This window comes from Bacillus sp. SIMBA_074 (genome assembly GCF_046534555.1).
Classification (GTDB): Bacteria; Bacillota; Bacilli; order Bacillales; family Bacillaceae_G; genus Bacillus_A; species Bacillus_A mycoides.
In genome coordinates this window covers 66,832-84,013 of record NZ_JAWRYM010000015.1, presented here as the reverse complement: position 1 = coordinate 84,013, position 17,182 = coordinate 66,832, and the positions used below count along the sequence as shown (strand labels likewise).

14 protein-coding genes and 1 pseudogene are annotated in these 17,182 nt (G+C 36.5%); all 15 read left to right on the top strand.

Annotation, left to right across the window (positions count from 1 at the left end):
• Window positions 1–6: 6 nt before the first annotated feature.
• The 15 genes and pseudogenes from pgsA (at window position 7) to mutS (ending at window position 17,181) form a co-directional block, all read left to right on the top strand.
• Window positions 7–585 carry a CDP-diacylglycerol--glycerol-3-phosphate 3-phosphatidyltransferase gene (pgsA, locus tag SB773_RS17440; protein ID WP_002014596.1) on the top strand — a complete coding sequence of 193 codons (579 nt, stop codon included), beginning with the start codon at window positions 7–9 and terminating at the stop codon, window positions 583–585.
• A gap of 20 nt (window positions 586–605) precedes the next feature.
• Window positions 606–1,844, top strand: a complete 1,239-nt coding sequence (locus tag SB773_RS17435; RefSeq protein WP_410591120.1) for a competence/damage-inducible protein A — start codon at window positions 606–608, stop codon at window positions 1,842–1,844.
• Between the two features lie 142 nt (window positions 1,845–1,986).
• Window positions 1,987–2,595 (top strand): annotated as a pseudogene (gene recA / locus SB773_RS17430) (recombinase RecA); the annotation flags it as partial.
• Between the two features lie 97 nt (window positions 2,596–2,692).
• On the top strand, window positions 2,693–3,316 hold the full coding sequence (locus tag SB773_RS17425) for a PDDEXK family nuclease (protein WP_088034594.1): 624 nt from the start codon (window positions 2,693–2,695) through the stop codon (window positions 3,314–3,316).
• Window positions 3,317–3,582: 266 nt separating this feature from the next.
• Window positions 3,583–4,008 carry a recombinase RecA family protein gene (locus tag SB773_RS17420; protein WP_002088046.1) on the top strand — a complete coding sequence of 142 codons (426 nt, stop codon included), beginning with the start codon at window positions 3,583–3,585 and terminating at the stop codon, window positions 4,006–4,008.
• Between the two features lie 483 nt (window positions 4,009–4,491).
• Entirely contained in the window at window positions 4,492–6,054 is a 1,563-nt protein-coding gene (rny, locus tag SB773_RS17415) for a ribonuclease Y (RefSeq protein ID WP_002111330.1), read from the top strand.
• A 179-nt stretch (window positions 6,055–6,233) separates the two neighbouring features.
• Window positions 6,234–7,028, top strand: coding sequence for a TIGR00282 family metallophosphoesterase (locus tag SB773_RS17410; RefSeq protein ID WP_002014601.1), 795 nt, complete (start codon window positions 6,234–6,236; stop codon window positions 7,026–7,028).
• Between the two features lie 149 nt (window positions 7,029–7,177).
• Window positions 7,178–7,438: a stage V sporulation protein SpoVS gene (spoVS, locus tag SB773_RS17405; RefSeq protein ID WP_000404341.1), complete on the top strand. Its 261-nt coding sequence runs from the start codon at window positions 7,178–7,180 to the stop codon at window positions 7,436–7,438.
• 59 nt (window positions 7,439–7,497) lie between these two features.
• A complete protein-coding gene (locus SB773_RS17400; protein WP_410591117.1) occupies window positions 7,498–8,421 on the top strand; it encodes a dipeptidase in 924 nt (307 codons plus the stop codon).
• 227 nt (window positions 8,422–8,648) lie between these two features.
• On the top strand, window positions 8,649–10,406 hold the full coding sequence (locus SB773_RS17395; protein ID WP_002014603.1) for a 2-oxoacid:acceptor oxidoreductase subunit alpha: 1,758 nt from the start codon (window positions 8,649–8,651) through the stop codon (window positions 10,404–10,406).
• Window positions 10,393–11,259 (top strand): 2-oxoacid:ferredoxin oxidoreductase subunit beta, encoded by an 867-nt coding sequence (locus SB773_RS17390; protein WP_002088040.1) that lies wholly within the window; start codon window positions 10,393–10,395, stop codon window positions 11,257–11,259. The genes SB773_RS17395 and SB773_RS17390 overlap by 14 nt, the downstream gene beginning before the upstream one ends.
• A gap of 433 nt (window positions 11,260–11,692) precedes the next feature.
• Window positions 11,693–13,222 carry a tRNA (N6-isopentenyl adenosine(37)-C2)-methylthiotransferase MiaB gene (gene miaB / locus SB773_RS17385; RefSeq protein ID WP_131246430.1) on the top strand — a complete coding sequence of 510 codons (1,530 nt, stop codon included), beginning with the start codon at window positions 11,693–11,695 and terminating at the stop codon, window positions 13,220–13,222.
• Between the two features lie 3 nt (window positions 13,223–13,225).
• Window positions 13,226–13,657: a YlbF/YmcA family competence regulator gene (locus SB773_RS17380; protein ID WP_002033698.1), complete on the top strand. Its 432-nt coding sequence runs from the start codon at window positions 13,226–13,228 to the stop codon at window positions 13,655–13,657.
• Window positions 13,658–13,785: 128 nt separating this feature from the next.
• Window positions 13,786–14,328: an outer spore coat protein CotE gene (gene cotE / locus SB773_RS17375; RefSeq protein ID WP_002014610.1), complete on the top strand. Its 543-nt coding sequence runs from the start codon at window positions 13,786–13,788 to the stop codon at window positions 14,326–14,328.
• Between the two features lie 180 nt (window positions 14,329–14,508).
• Window positions 14,509–17,181: a DNA mismatch repair protein MutS gene (gene mutS / locus SB773_RS17370; protein ID WP_060751727.1), complete on the top strand. Its 2,673-nt coding sequence runs from the start codon at window positions 14,509–14,511 to the stop codon at window positions 17,179–17,181.
• The last annotated feature ends 1 nt before the right edge of the window (window position 17,182 follow it).

Sequence of the window (17,182 nt, the reverse complement as noted above, 5' to 3'; positions counted from 1 at the left end):
ATAGCTGTGAATTTACCAAATAAAATTACAATATCTAGAATCTTCTTAATTCCAATTTTTATGGTAATTATGTTAGCGCCCTTTGAGTGGGGCTCATTTATAATTGGTGATGTAGAGTTACCAATTCAACATTTAGTAGGGGCACTTATCTTTATTATTGCTTCGGCTACAGATTGGATTGATGGACATTATGCAAGAAAATATAATCTTGTAACGAATTTAGGGAAATTCCTTGACCCGTTAGCAGATAAATTACTTGTTTCGGCAGCACTTATCACATTGGTAGAAATGCAATATGTACCTGCTTGGATCGTTATTGTAATTATAAGCCGTGAGTTTGCAGTAACAGGTTTACGCCTTGTACTTGCTGGGACAGGGGAAGTAGTTGCAGCAAATCAGCTAGGGAAAATTAAGACATGGACACAAATTATTGCGATTGCAGCATACTTATTACATGATGTACCGTTAAATCTACTTCATATTCCAGTTGCAGATATTTTCATATGGATTGCATTATTCTTTACCGTTATTTCAGGATGGGATTATTTCTGGAAAAATAAAGATGCTTTTGTAAACTCAAAATAGAAGTTTATGGGGGAATTGGGATGAATGCTGAAATTATTGCGGTTGGAACGGAATTATTACTTGGACAAATTGCAAATACAAATGCCCAGTTTTTATCTGAAAAGTTAGCTTCAATCGGAATTAACGTGTACTACCATACTGTTGTTGGGGATAATAACAAGCGATTACAGAAGGTAATTGAATTGGCTGAAGAACGAGCTGATATGCTCATTTTTACAGGTGGATTAGGACCGACAAAAGATGATTTAACGAAAGAAACAATAGCGTCTAGTTTAGATGAAGAGCTTGTGTATGATGAAAAGGCATTAACATCGATAAGCGATTATTTTAAGCGCACAGGCCGTGAATTTACGGAGAATAATAAAAAGCAGGCGCTCGTTTTAAATGGATCGACTGTATTTGCGAATGATCACGGTATGGCGCCTGGTATGGGATTAAATACGAACAGAAAAGTTTATATTTTATTACCAGGACCACCAAAAGAAATGAAGCCGATGTATATAAGTTACGTAGAGCCTTTTTTATGTAAGTTTACAACGGGGGAAAATATTTATTCTCGTGTTCTTCGTTTTTTTGGTATTGGGGAATCTCAATTAGAGGTGAAAGTTCAAGATTTAATTGATGGACAAACGAACCCAACCATTGCACCACTTGCAAATGATGGAGAAGTGACATTACGTTTAACTGCCAAACATCATGATGCTGATGAGGCGGAGAAACTGATTCAGCATGTGGAAGATTTGATTTTAGAAAGAGTAGGAGAATTTTTCTACGGATATGACCAAGATTTCCTTCATTACAAGGCAATAAGGCTATTGAAGGAAAAAGGGTTAACTTTAGCGTGTGCAGAAAGTTTAACAGGTGGTCTTTTTGGAAATCAAGTAACAGAAAATGCTGGTGTTTCGTCTGTATTTAAAGGCGGTGTCATTTGTTATCAAAATGATGTGAAGCAACAAATTTTACATGTACCTGAAGAAGTGTTACGTACTGATGGCGCGGTTAGTAAACAGTGTGCTCGCTATCTTGCTGAAAATGTAAAGGAACTGTTAAAAGCAGATATCGGAATTAGTTTCACTGGGGTGGCAGGACCGGATGCTTCAGAGCATAAAGAACCAGGAACAGTATTTATTGGATTGGTGATTAAAGATGAACCAGCTGTAGTCTTCTCGCTTAATTTAAGTGGAAGTCGTCAACAAATTAGAGAACGCTCTACAAAATATGGATTTTATCATTTATTTAAAAAGCTAGAAGAGATATAAATTTCTTCTAGTTTTTTTTGTTGGAAAACCTAGTTTTATTCGATATAAAATAAAAAAACGAATAAATGTTCGATTTTTGTTGGCAAATTGAATTGAAAATAGGTATAATAAGATTAGCAATTTAGTTAAGGAGGAATTTTGAATGAGCGATCGTCAAGCGGCATTAGATATGGCGTTAAAACAAATAGAGAAGCAATTCGGTAAAGGTTCAATTATGAAATTAGGAGAACAAGCGGAGCGTAGAATTTCTACATTTTCAAGTGGTTCTTTAGCACTTGATGTGGCACTAGGGGTAGGCGGATACCCACGTGGCCGTGTTATTGAAATTTATGGACCTGAAAGTTCAGGTAAAACAACAGTTTCATTACACGCAATCGCGGAAGTACAGCGTCAAGGTGGACAAGCAGCGTTCATTGATGCGGAGCATGCAATGGATCCTGTATATGCACAAAAATTAGGTGTTAACATAGATGAATTACTATTATCACAGCCTGATACAGGGGAGCAAGGACTAGAAATCGCAGAAGCACTTGTACGAAGTGGAGCGGTTGATATTATCGTAATTGACTCTGTGGCAGCTCTTGTACCGAAAGCTGAGATCGAAGGGGACATGGGTGACTCTCACGTTGGTTTACAAGCACGTTTAATGTCACAAGCACTTCGTAAACTTTCAGGTGCAATCAACAAATCAAAAACAATCGCAATCTTTATCAACCAAATTCGTGAAAAAGTTGGGGTTATGTTCGGAAATCAACCACAAGTTGCTTAATCAAAGTAATGTACTTGAATCTTTATTTGTCTTCTTCGACTAAGTCTTTATAAGGAATTTCTTATAAGGAGAGATTAAAGTGGCAGTGACAATTGGAAATAGAACTTATCGAAACATAGAACAATGGCAAGTGGATTTTATTGTGACACATGCGGATAGAAAATTGAGAGATATAGGTCAAGAAATTAATCTTGATGAAAGGCGAGTAGGTGAAATTTTAAAGTTACTTGGAATTAAAAGAACCAGACACAGGAAGATTTACTTGCCTAAAACCGCAGAAGTTGAACAAGAGTTGAAAAATCCATATTTATCACATGTTGAAATTGCCGTTAAGTATGGCGTATCCGATACGTGTGTTGCTAAAAGGAGAAAAGAGCTTAATGTAAAGGTCAGAAAGAAAAATTATGATACTTTACTTGAACAACAAGTTGAACAGATGTTGTTAAGTTTAGATCTGGCATTCATTAAGCAAAAAAGAATCGATAAGTGGTCTATTGATTTCTACTTAGGTAGAAAATATTGTTTAGATGTCCATGGGAAATGGGCACACTCACTCAAAAAAATAAAAGAACGAGATAAAAGAAAACTTTTATTTATGCAAGAGAGCTGCTATAAATATCTCGTTATACATGAAGAAGAGTTAGCAAATAAAGAAAAAGTCGTGCAAAAGATTAAGGAGTTTACTCTGGGTTTCCCTTGCTAGTGATAGCATGTTAAAAAACCTTGTGAACCTTATTGCCTAAGGGTGTAACTATTCATATAGTTGCTAACGGTGAAGCCCACCATTTTATTAGGGTAATACCGTGCCAAGTTCCATAGTTATATGGGGAAGGTGTAGAGACTACCGAAAAGGACTTTTAGTTAACTGAGTAGGGTACGGCAGATGATAGGCTACTGCTGGAAGTGCAAGGCTCTCTGCAAAGAGATGAAGAGATAGTCCGGACTATAGAGATGGAAAATCTATAGATAGTGCCAGAAACAACTCCAGGTGGTCGTGCGTTGAAATTCTATTCAACTGTCCGTCTTGAAGTACGTCGTGCTGAGCAGTTAAAGCAAGGTAACGATATTGTTGGTAATAAAACGAAAATAAAAGTAGTTAAAAATAAAGTAGCACCGCCATTCCGTGTTGCTGAAGTTGATATTATGTACGGAGAAGGTATTTCAAGAGAAGGTGAAATCTTAGATATGGCTTCTGAACTTGATATCGTTCAAAAGAGCGGTGCTTGGTACTCTTATAATGAAGAACGCTTAGGACAAGGTCGTGAAAATTCGAAGCAATTCTTAAAAGAGAATACGGATTTAAGAGAGGAAATTGCCTTCTTTGTTCGTGAACATCACGGAATTGGTGAAAACTCTGGTGTTGAAGACACGGAAGATTCAACTCGTCAAGATTAAAAAATAAAAGACACGGTCCCGTGTCTTTTATTTTTTAATCCACTATGAAAGCGTTATATATAGCTGGAGATAAAATATTTATTCTATCCAAAAGGCTATGTGTAAAGGGGAATATTCATATATTTTAAGTGAATGAATTGGGATTTTCTAAGGTTTTCCAGGATAATATGCCGTCTGTTTTTTAAATCCATATAAGATTCAGGGCTGAAGGTAAAGAAAGTAAAAGTAGACAACGCTTGACAATGAAAATTGCGATAGATACAATGAGAATGTATATTTTTTCTTATATACGATATACTCTTCTCAAGAAGAGAAGTAATATTCGGAGTAAGACTTTAATCTTGCCGAAATAATAATATGACATTTTAATTGTGAAATGAAGAAAGTCCCTTAAAAAAGCGGGACGACGGTCTTTGCTGTACGTTGTAATTCAATGTACATGCCGACAGTCTTTTTTCATTCATAGCAAGGGGAGGTGAAATCATGAGTAGTACAGTTTGGATACTCATCTCCATTTTGCTTGCAACAGTCGGTGCAGTTGTTGGCTTTTTTGTTCGAAAGTCTATTGCTGAAGCGAAGATTAATGGTGCAGCTAATGAAGCAAAACGTATTCTAGACGAAGCGAATCGTGATGCTGAAGCACTTAAGAAAGAAGCGCTTTTAGAAGCAAAGGATGAAATTCATACACTTCGTACAGAAGCTGAATTAGAAATTCGTGACCGTAGAAGCGAATTACAAAAACAAGAAAATCGTTTAATGCAAAAAGAAGAGAACCTTGATCGTAAAGACGAAACGCTCGATAAGCGCGAGCAACAGTTAGAAAAGAAAGAGGAATCTCTTGTAGCGAAACAACAACAGATTGAAGAGTTGGAAAGCAAAGTGGGAGAGTTAGTTCAAAAGCAACAAACAGAATTAGAGCGCATTTCCAATCTGACCCGCGAACAAGCGAAAGCAATTATTCTTGGTAAAGTGGAAAGTGAAGTTTCTCATGAAATTGCCGTTATGGTAAAAGAAAGTGAAGTTCGCGCGAAAGAAGAAGCGGATAAGAAGGCAAAAGAGATTTTATCTCTTGCAATGCAAAGATGTGCAGCTGATCATGTTGCTGAAACAACCGTTTCGGTTGTAAATCTTCCAAATGACGAAATGAAGGGACGTATTATCGGACGTGAAGGTCGTAACATTCGTACGTTAGAAACGTTAACAGGTATTGACCTTATTATCGATGATACACCAGAAGCGGTAATTCTATCTGGATTTGACCCGATTCGTCGTGAAACAGCTCGTATCGCTCTTGATAAACTAGTACAGGACGGACGTATTCACCCAGCGCGTATTGAAGAGATGGTCGAAAAATCAAGACGTGAAGTGGACGAGTATATTCGTGAAGTCGGAGAGCAAACAACGTTTGAAGTGGGTGTTCATGGCTTACATCCAGATTTAATTAAAATTTTAGGTCGTTTAAAATACCGTACAAGTTACGGACAAAACGTCTTAAAACACTCTATGGAAGTTGCATACTTAACTGGACTTATGGCAGCGGAGCTTGGTGAGGATGAAAAACTAGCAAGACGTGCTGGTCTATTACATGATATCGGAAAAGCAATCGATCATGAAGTAGAAGGTAGCCACGTTGAAATTGGTGTTGAACTCGCAACGAAATATAAAGAGCATCCTGTTGTAATAAACAGTATCGCATCTCACCATGGTGACACAGAACCAACTTCTATCATTGCAGTTCTAGTTGCTGCAGCAGATGCATTATCAGCTGCAAGACCGGGAGCTCGTAGTGAAACGCTTGAGAATTACATTCGTCGTCTTGAAAAGTTAGAAGAAATTTCAGAGTCTTATGAAGGCGTAGAAAAATCTTTCGCAATTCAAGCAGGACGTGAAGTTCGTATTCTGGTAAAACCAGATACAATTGATGATTTAGAAGCTCATCGTTTAGCTCGTGATATTCGAAAACGTATTGAAAATGAACTGGATTATCCAGGACATATTAAAGTAACTGTTATTCGTGAAACACGTGCAGTGGAATACGCAAAATAAAGTGGTGAAACACCACTTTATTTTTTTGTGTTGGAATTGGGTAAAATAAAGAAAATTATTTATGAGCAGTATGCAAGTGAAAGAAACTTATAATAGATAAATTGTAACTGTTGTAAGGAAATAGCTTTAAGGTTATAGTATGGTAATAAAAAATGTAGTACATAGAAAGGGTAAGACATATGAGAATATTATTTGTTGGGGATGTAGTAGGATCTCCTGGTAGAGACATGATTCAACAGTACGTACCGGCATTAAAGAAGAAATATACACCGACAGTAACAATTATTAATGGAGAAAATGCTGCGGGTGGACGTGGAATTACGGAAAAAATATATCGAAACTTTTTAGAGTGCGGGGCACAAGCGGTTACGCTTGGAAACCACGCTTGGGATAACCGTGAAGTATTTGAATTTATCGATGATGCAAAATATCTTGCAAGACCAGCTAACTTCCCGGAAGGAACGCCAGGAAAAGGGCTTATCTTTGTAAATTGTAATGGAACAGAAGTTGCAGTTATTAACTTACAAGGACGTACTTTCCTTCCTCCAATTGATTGTCCATTCCGTAAAGTGGATGAGTTAATCAGTATTGCAAAAAAACGTACAAACATTATCTTTGTTGATTTTCATGCTGAAACAACAAGTGAGAAGCAGGCGTTAGGTTGGTATGTAGACGGTCGTGCTACAGCGGTAGTAGGTACACATACACACGTTCCTACAGCTGATAATCGTATTTTACCAAGCGGAACAGCTTATATTACAGATGTTGGTATGACAGGCCCATATGATGGGATTTTAGGTATGGATCGCGAAGCGGTATTGAAGAAGTTTTTAACGAACTTACCAGTGCGTTTTGAAGTGACGAATGGTAGAACACAATTAAGTGCAGTGTTAATTGATGTGGATCCTAATACAGGGAAAGCAAAGAAAATTGAGCGCATTTTAATTAATGATGACCAGCCATTTTTTGACTGATTTTTAACGAAAAGTTAGAGAATTCGTTATATTTTAATTTTTTAGAAAAATTACAGAAATTTAGCAGGAATACGTGCCATTCCTCGTGAATATAAGTTAAAGTGAAATAATTGCTATTACTTTTTATAGAAACGAGGAGGAAACGCGGAATGGAAATATTAAAAGTTAAAGCAACGTCGGTCCCTAATTCTGTAGCTGGTGCACTTGCAGGTGTTATTCGCGAACGCGGAACAGCAGAAATTCAAGCTATTGGTGCAGGTGCATTGAACCAAGCGGTAAAGGCAGTAGCAATTGCAAGAGGATTTGTAGCGCCTAGCGGTTTGGACTTGATTTGTATCCCAGCGTTTACAGATATTATGATTGATGGTGAAGAGCGTACAGCGATAAAATTAATTGTAGAACCTCGTTAAGTTGAAACAACCTGTTTGCATGTATGCAAACAGGTTGTTTTTGTAATGGAGGAATGAAAATGAAAATTTTTGATGCACATTGCGATGTACTCTTTCAGTTATGGAGTGCAAAGGGAAAAAAAGACTTTCAAAACGGTTCACAATTACATATTACATTTGAACAATTAATGAAAAGAAAAGGAAGTATACAATGCTTTGCTATATATATACCAGAAACAGTAGCGTATGAAAAGCGTTTTGAAGTTGCGCTGCAAATGATGGATATTTTTCATAATGAAATTCTATCGCTACCAGGAATGAAGTTTATTCAGACAAAAAACGATATTAACATGCTAAAACAGGACGAGATTGGAGCATTATTAACATTAGAAGGATGCGAAGCAATTGGAAAAGAAGCGATGAAATTACGTTTGTTTTATCGCTTAGGTGTACGTTCCTTTGGATTGACATGGAACTATGCCAATCTGTTAGCTGATGGAGCGCTAGAGGCACGTGGAGCAGGTTTAACTACATTTGGTAGACAAGTTGTACAAGAACTTAATACGTTACATTTATGGACCGATGTGTCTCACTTAAATGAAAGAAGCTTTTGGGATGTTATTGAAATTGCTAAAAACCCAATTGCATCTCATTCAAACTGTTATCAACTTTGTGGGCATCCACGCAATTTAACCGATGAACAAATAAGAGCCCTTATAAAGAAAAATAGCATTATTGGTATTACTTTCGTACCGCAGTTTTTAACGAATGAAAGACAAGCGAATATAGCAGATATATTAAGGCATGTGGAATATATTTGTTCATTAGGTGGAGAAAAAAATATAGGATTCGGTTCTGATTTTGATGGGATTTTAGAAACTGTTGTAGGTGTAGAAGTATATAGGGATTATGAAAATATAATTAATCAACTGTGTAAAAAGTATAATGAATCAACTGTAGAGCGATTTTTGTATAAAAATTTTGTTGACTGTATAACGTTCTAAAAAATATGTTTTAAAGATTCAGAAAAATTAAAATAAATTCACTTGAATTTATTGATTTTTTTAAGACCTAATACTAGAATGGTAAACGAAATAGCATTATACTAAAGATTCAGGGAAAACAGAAGAGGCATAATTTGCGTCCATTGTAGTTTATTTGCATAAAAAATGCTAAACTAATACTGTAAAAAAATACACTACAATGAATGCAGCCAAAAGGGGTGTAGGAGATGATTAGTCAACTTTCATGGAAAGTTGGAGGCCAACAAGGTGAAGGAATTGAAAGTACAGGGGAAATCTTCTGTATTGCATTAAACCGATTAGGATATTACCTATACGGTTACCGCCACTTCTCATCACGTATTAAAGGCGGCCATACAAATAATAAAATTCGTGTAAGTACAACAGAAGTACGCGCGATCTCAGATGATTTAGACATTTTAATTGCTTTTGATCAAGAAACAATTGATTTTAACTTCCACGAACTACGTCCGGGCGGAATTGTAGTTGCGGATGCGAAATTTAATCCGACAATACCTGATAATACAGATGTAAATCTATATGTGATACCGTTTACAGATATCGCTTCAGAATTAGGCACATCTTTAATGAAAAATATGGTTGCTGTTGGGGCATCTAGTGCGGTATTAGGATTAGACGAAACAGCTTATTTAGAGGTTGTTGAAGAAATCTTTGGTCGTAAAGGAGAGCAAGTCGTTCAAAAGAATATGGAAGCAATTAAACGCGGCTCTCAATACATGAAAGAATTGCTTGGTGAGAAAGTAAACATGATGCAACTTGAAAAAGCTGACGGTAAGAAACGCATGTTTATGATTGGAAACGACGCAATCGCATTTGGTGCGGTAACTGGTGGCGCTCGCTTTATGTCTGCATATCCAATCACACCTGCATCTGAAATTATGGAATATTTAATTAAAAAGTTACCGAAAGTCGGCGGAACAGTAATCCAAACTGAGGATGAAATCGCAGCTTGTACAATGGCGATCGGTGCAAACTACGCTGGTGTTCGTACATTAACAGCATCTGCTGGTCCTGGTCTTTCTTTAATGATGGAAGCAATTGGTTTAGCAGGTATTACTGAAACACCGCTAGTTATCATTGATACACAACGCGGTGGTCCAAGTACGGGCTTACCAACAAAACAAGAGCAGTCTGACTTAATGGCTATGATTTACGGAACACATGGTGAAATTCCAAAAATCGTAATGGCGCCAAGTACAGTTGAAGAAGCTTTCTATGATATTGTAGAAGCGTTCAACTTAGCAGAAGAATATCAAGTGCCTGTTATTTTCTTAACAGATTTACAGCTTTCTTTAGGAAAGCAAACAGTAGAACCACTTAAGTTAGATAAAGTGGAAATTCGTCGTGGTAAGCTTGATTTAGAAGTAGAATTACCAGAACGTGAAAATAAAGCATACTTCAAGCGTTATGAAGTAACAGAAGATGGAATTTCACCACGTGTTTTACCTGGTATGAAAAATGGTATTCACCATGTTACAGGTGTAGAACATGATGAAACGGGTAAACCATCTGAATCAGCGTTAAATCGTAAAGATCAAATGGACAAACGTTTCCGTAAAATGGCGAATTTACAGTTTAATACCCCTATTTACAAAAATGCTAAGCATGATGACGCAGACGTATTGTTAGTAGGCTTTAACTCAACTCGTGGTGCGATCGAAGAGGCAATGCAGCGTTTAGAACAAGAAGGAATGAAAGTAAACCATGCCCATGTGCGTTTAATTCATCCTTTCCCAACAGCTGAAATCGATCCACTTGTGAAAAAAGCGAAGCGTGTTGTAGTAGTAGAAAACAATGCAACTGGTCAGCTTGCTAACATTATGAAAATGAATCTTGGCAATGGTGAGAAAATTTCTAGTCTTTTAAAATACGATGGAAATCCATTCTTGCCGAAAGAGATTTACAACGAATGTAAAAAAGGGGTTGTATTAAATGGCAACATTTAAGGACTTTCGTAACAGTGTAAAACCAAACTGGTGCCCAGGTTGCGGAGACTTCTCGGTGCAGGCTGCGATTCAGCGTGCGGCAGCTAACGTTGGTTTAAATCCAGATGAGCTAGCTGTTATTTCTGGTATCGGCTGTTCCGGTCGTATTTCAGGATATATTAATTCATATGGTTTGCATAGTATTCACGGACGTGCTCTTCCGATTGCACAAGGTGTGAAAATGGCAAATCGTGATTTAACAGTTATTGCATCCGGTGGTGACGGTGATGGTTTTGCGATTGGTATGGGACATACAATCCATTCTATTCGTCGTAACATTGATATTACGTACATCGTAATGGATAACCAAATTTACGGATTAACAAAAGGTCAAACTTCACCACGTAGTGAAGCTGGATTTAAAACGAAAAGTACACCACAAGGTTCAATTGAACCATCACTAAATGTTATGGAAATGGCTTTAACAGCTGGTGCGACATTTGTGGCGCAAAGCTTTTCAAGTGATTTAAAAGAATTAACGCAAATTATTGAAGCTGGTATTAACCATAAAGGCTTTTCATTAATTAATGTATTTAGTCCGTGTGTTACTTACAATAAAGTAAATACTTATGATTGGTTTAAAGAGAATTTAACGAAACTAAGTACAGTAGAAGGATATGATCCATCTAACCGCATGATGGCTATGCAAACATTAATGGAAAAGAACGGGTTAGTAACAGGTTTAATTTATCAAAACACAAAGCAGCCTTCTTACCAAGAGCTTGTAAAAGACTATAGTGAAAAACCTTTAGTGCAAGCTGATTTGAATATGGATCAGAAAATGTTTGATGAGCTTGTTGCTGAATTTATGTAATGATCGGAGAGAAGGTTGCCGCTTGGTAACCTTCTTTTTGAGTGAATAAAAATAATAAATAGATTTGTTTACTTAGAAAATTCAGAATGATAAAATAATATATAAATCGTTGTATAAAAATAGCATGTTCAATAACTGTGAAATGAAATATAGGATAAGAAGCCTTCTTCGTTAAAGTTGGCTAAAGGCTCTATACTATGATAATGTGTATAGGGATAAAGCAATATACTTTTGGGTAGGACAAGATGAAATAATAAAAAGGGAATGTCTATTTGTGTGGGGAAGACTTCATTCTTACGGATGATTAGATCGATTACTCAAGTTTCAAAGGGCAAGTTATCTCTCATGCTATCTAACATCATTGAGATGGGTCTAAGCGCATTAAAATGGACTACAGAGTGTGTGTATAGTTAAGGGTGAAAGGAGATTACCGATGAACGAGCAACAACGATTAGCAAGTCGACAAGCAAATTCCTCTACGAAAAAAGAAGAGAAAGATTATAGTAAATACTTTGAAAGTGTATACCAACCACCTTCCTTGAAATTGGCGAAAAAGCGTGGGAAAGAAGAAGTTAAAATTGAAAGAGATTTTGGCCTACCTGAAGAGTTTCGCGATTTTGGCGAAGGAAGAAAGTTTTACATTCGTACATATGGCTGTCAAATGAATGAGCATGATACAGAAGTAATGGCTGGGATTTTTACAACACTTGGATATGAGCCAACCTTTTCAACTGAAGAGGCAGATGTAATTTTATTAAATACTTGTGCAATTCGTGAAAATGCTGAAAATAAAGTGTTCGGTGAACTTGGTCATTTAAAATCATTAAAGCGAAGAAATCCGGATCTTATAATTGGTGTATGTGGTTGTATGTCTCAAGAGGAATCTGTTGTAAATAAAATTATGCAAAAAAATCAGCATGTAGATATGGTGTTTGGTACACACAATATTCATAGATTACCGTATATCCTAAAGGACGCAATGTTCTCAAAAGAGACGGTAGTTGAAGTTTGGTCAAAAGAAGGGGATGTAATTGAAAACCTTCCGAAAGTACGTCGTGGTGATATTAAAGCTTGGGTAAATATTATGTATGGCTGTGATAAGTTTTGTACATATTGTATTGTACCGTATACACGCGGAAAAGAGCGCAGCAGACGTCCAGAAGATATTATTAAAGAAATTCGCCATTTAGCTGCGAACGGTTATAAAGAAATTACGTTACTTGGACAAAACGTAAACGCATACGGTAAAGACTTTGAAGATATACAATATGGTCTTGGCGATTTAATGGATGAACTTCGTAAAATCGATATCGCGCGTATTCGTTTTACAACAAGCCATCCACGTGATTTTGACAATCATTTAATTGATGTTCTTGGAAAAGGTGGTAACCTAGTAGAACATATCCACTTACCGGTTCAATCTGGTAGTACAGATATGCTTAAAATTATGGCGCGTAAATATTCGCGAGAACACTATTTAGAGCTTGTACGAAAAATTAAAGAAACAATTCCGAATGCAGTGCTAACGACTGATATTATCGTTGGTTTCCCTAATGAAACGGATGAGCAGTTTGAAGAGACGATGTCGTTATATCGTGAAGTAGGATTTGATACGGCATTTACATTTATTTATTCTCCGCGTGAAGGTACACCAGCTGCAAAAATGCAAGATAATGTTCCGATGGAAGTGAAGAAAGAGCGATTACAACGCTTAAATACACTAGTGAATGAATATGCAGTTAATAAGAATAAGCATTATATAGGTCAAATTGTAGAAGTATTAGTTGAGGGAGAAAGTAAGAATAATCCTGAAGTACTTGCGGGATATACACGTACGAATAAACTTGTAAACTTTGTTGCTTCAAAATCTTTAATTGGTCAGCTTGTGAAAGTAAAAATAACGGAAGCAAAAACTTGGTCTCTTAACGGGGAATTGGTTAAGGAGCCGATTGAGGTGAAATAATAGATGAAAGTATATACGAAAGATGAAATTGTTGAGCAAGCGAAAGAATTAGCGAAAATGATCTCTGAAACAGAAGAAGTCGATTTCTTTAAGCGAGCAGAAGCACAAATTCATAAAAATGAAAATGTAAAGCGAGCAATTGATGAAATAAAAGCTTTGCAAAAACAAGCAGTAAACTTGCAACATTATGGGAAATGGGAAGCTTTGAAAAAAGTAGAAGCTGAAATTGATGCACTTCAAGATAAGTTAGATAATATCCCAGTTGTACAGGAGTTTAAATCTTCACAAACGTATGTAAATGACTTACTACAGCTAGTTGCTAGTACCATTTCTAACAATGTAACAGATGAAATATTAGTTTCAACTGGCGGCGATGTGTTGAAGGGTGAAACTGGTGCAGCAGTAGAAAGTAAAAAAGGAAATTGTGGTTGTTAAAGAGATGTCTTATTGACATCTCTTTTTTTTAGTGGGTTATATCGGAAATTCTTCTCAAAAAAAAGAATGACACATTCCGCTATTGTCACGCATATGATTAAGTGAATAGTGATTGAGGAGGGTTACGAATGTCCGAATTTAGAGAGATTATTACAAAAGCAGTGGTTGGAAAAGGACGTAAGTATACAAAGTCAACGCATACATGTGAATCGAATAATGAGCCAACAAGTATTTTAGGGTGCTGGGTAATTAACCATTCGTACGAAGCGAGAAAGAATGGAAAACATGTGGAAATTGAAGGTTTCTATGATGTAAACACTTGGTATTCATTTGATGGAAACACAAAGACTGAAGTTGTAACAGAACGTGTTAACTACAATGATGAAGTAAGTATTGGGTATCGTGATAAAAACTTCTCTGGTGACGATTTAGAAATTATCGCTCGTGTAATTCAGCCGCCAAATTGTTTAGAAGCTCTTGTATCGCCAAATGGTAATAAAATTGTTGTGACGGTAGAACGTGAATTTGTAACAGAAGTAGTTGGGGAAACGAAAATTTGTGTAAGTGTAAATCCTGAAGGTTGCGTAGAATCAGACGAGGATTTCCAAGTCGATGATGATGAGTTTGAAGAATTAGATCCGAACTTTATCGTCGATGCAGAAGAAGAGTAAGAGAAAGCTAGGGAGAAGTTCTTCCTAGCTTTTTACAGTACATAAGTGGTTCTGCATGAACATGATTCCTTATGAAATGTGCTATAATGAGGAAAGACTCCTGGAATAGGAGATATGGATGTCCGTGAAGTGTGACATATATGAATATAGATTATTATGTAAGAATTATGGAGGAAAGACATGACGCAATATACGCCTATGATACAGCAATACTTAAAGGTTAAGGCAGACTATCAAGATGCCTTTTTATTTTTCCGATTAGGTGATTTTTATGAAATGTTCTTTGAAGATGCTGTTAAAGCAGCTCATGAACTTGAAATTACATTAACGAGCCGAGATGGTGGTAGTAGTGAACGTATACCGATGTGTGGTGTACCGCATCATGCAGCTAAAAATTATATTGAACAACTTGTTGAAAAAGGATATAAAGTAGCTGTTTGTGAGCAAGTGGAAGACCCAAAAACAGCTAAAGGTGTAGTACGTCGTGAAGTAGTACAACTAATTACGCCAGGAACGATGATGGAAGGGCGTACAATAGACGAGAAGGAGAATAACTTCTTAGCAGCATTAACACATTTCGAAGATGGATCTTATGCGCTAGCTTGTAATGACTTAACGACTGGACAAAATACAGTGACGTTATTAACTGGTTCAGTAGAAGATATTTTATTAGAAGTGTATGCGACTGGTTCAAAAGAAATTGTTGTAGATTCTACATTTTCAAAAGATGAATTAAATAAGTTAACTGAAACATTAAAAATGACGATTTCGTATGAAGATGCAACAACTATTCCAGAAGGATTAGAACATCTTGTGAAAAGTGTTTCCCAAGCAAAATTAATTAAAGCAATTGGACGCTTATTTAACTATGTGATAAGAACACAAAAACGTTCGTTAGATCACTTGCAACCAGTAGAAATTTATTACACGAATCAATTTATGAAAATTGATGTGCATTCAAAACGTAATTTAGAGTTAACAGAGACTCTTCGCACGAAGGAAAAGACAGGCTCATTATTATGGCTATTAGACAAAACAAAAACGGCTATGGGTGGGCGTATGTTAAAACAGTGGATGGAACGTCCACTTATCCAGAAAGAAAAAGTTGAAGAGCGTTTAGAAATGGTTGAAACGTTTGTAAATGATTACTTCTTACGTGAAGATTTAAAAGAAAAGTTAAAAGAAGTATATGATTTAGAGCGTTTAGCAGGGAAAGTTGCATTTGGTAATGTAAATGCACGGGACTTATTACAATTAAGACGTTCTTTACTGCAAGTACCAGCTATTTTAGAAGCGATTAGTCTGTTAGATAATGCTTATGCAGCAAGGTTAATTCAAGGTGCAGATCCATGTGAGAGCTTAACTGAATTACTGGGAAGAAGTATTCAAGAAAACCCACCGCTTTCTATTAAAGATGGAGATATTATTAAAGATGGTTATAATGATAAGCTTGATCAATATCGTTACGTTAGTAAAAACGGAAAAACGTGGATTGCTGAGCTTGAAAAACGAGAGCGTGATATTACAGGGGTTAAATCATTAAAAATTGGGTACAACCGTATTTTCGGCTACTATATTGAAGTGACGAAGGCTAATCTTGCAGCACTTCCAGAAGGGCGCTATGAGCGTAAACAAACGCTTGCTAATGCTGAACGTTTCATAACAGATGAATTAAAAGAAAAAGAAACATTAATCTTAGAAGCAGAAGAGAAAATTGTACAATTAGAATACGATTTATTTACAGCACTTCGCGAAGAAGTTAAAGTATTCATTCCGAAATTACAGCATTTAGCGAAAGTAATTAGTGAACTAGATGTACTGCAAAGCTTTGCGACAGTTAGTGAAGAAGAGCAGTTTGTAAAACCTGTTTTAACAAATAAGCGCGAAATCTTTATTAAAGATGGTCGTCATCCTGTCGTTGAAAAAGTATTGAACGGGAAATTGTATGTACCGAATGATTGTATTATGCCGGAGAAGATGGATGTCTTTTTAATTACAGGACCGAACATGTCTGGTAAAAGTACGTATATGAGACAATTAGCACTTGTTACTGTTATGTCACAAATTGGTTGTTTTGTACCAGCGACAGAAGCAGTATTACCTGTCTTCGATCAAATCTTTACGAGAATTGGTGCAGCGGATGATTTAATCTCAGGTCAAAGTACATTTATGGTTGAAATGTTAGAAGCGAAAAATGCAATTGCAAATGCATCAGAGAGAAGTTTAATTTTATTCGATGAAATTGGACGCGGTACATCTACGTATGATGGTATGGCACTTGCGCAAGCAATCATTGAACATATTCATGACCAAATTGGTGCGAAAACATTATTCTCTACACATTATCATGAATTAACAGTGTTAGAAGAAAGTTTAGACCAACTAAAGAATGTACATGTTTCAGCAATTGAAGAGAATGGAAAAGTAGTTTTCCTTCATAAAATTCAAGATGGAGCGGCTGATAAAAGTTACGGAATTCACGTTGCTCAACTTGCCGAGCTTCCAGAGAGCTTAATCGCTCGCGCGAAAGAAGTGTTAGCACAACTAGAAGGACAGGAAGAAATTGTTATTCCGAAACGAGTAGAAGTGAAAGTGCCAGAAGTCGCTCCAGAACCAGTTGTTGTAAAAGAAGAACCAGCAGAAATACAAGAGACGAAAGTAGAGACTGAGGAAGAATCGCAATTATCATTCTTTGGTGGAGAACAGTCTTCGAAAAAACAAGACAAGTCAGTTCTAGATGCAAAAGAAACGGCAGTACTTGCGCAAATTAAAAAAATTGATTTACTTGATATGACACCTTTAGAGGCGATGAACGAACTGTATCGCTTGCAGAAAAAGTTAAAGAAAGGATGAG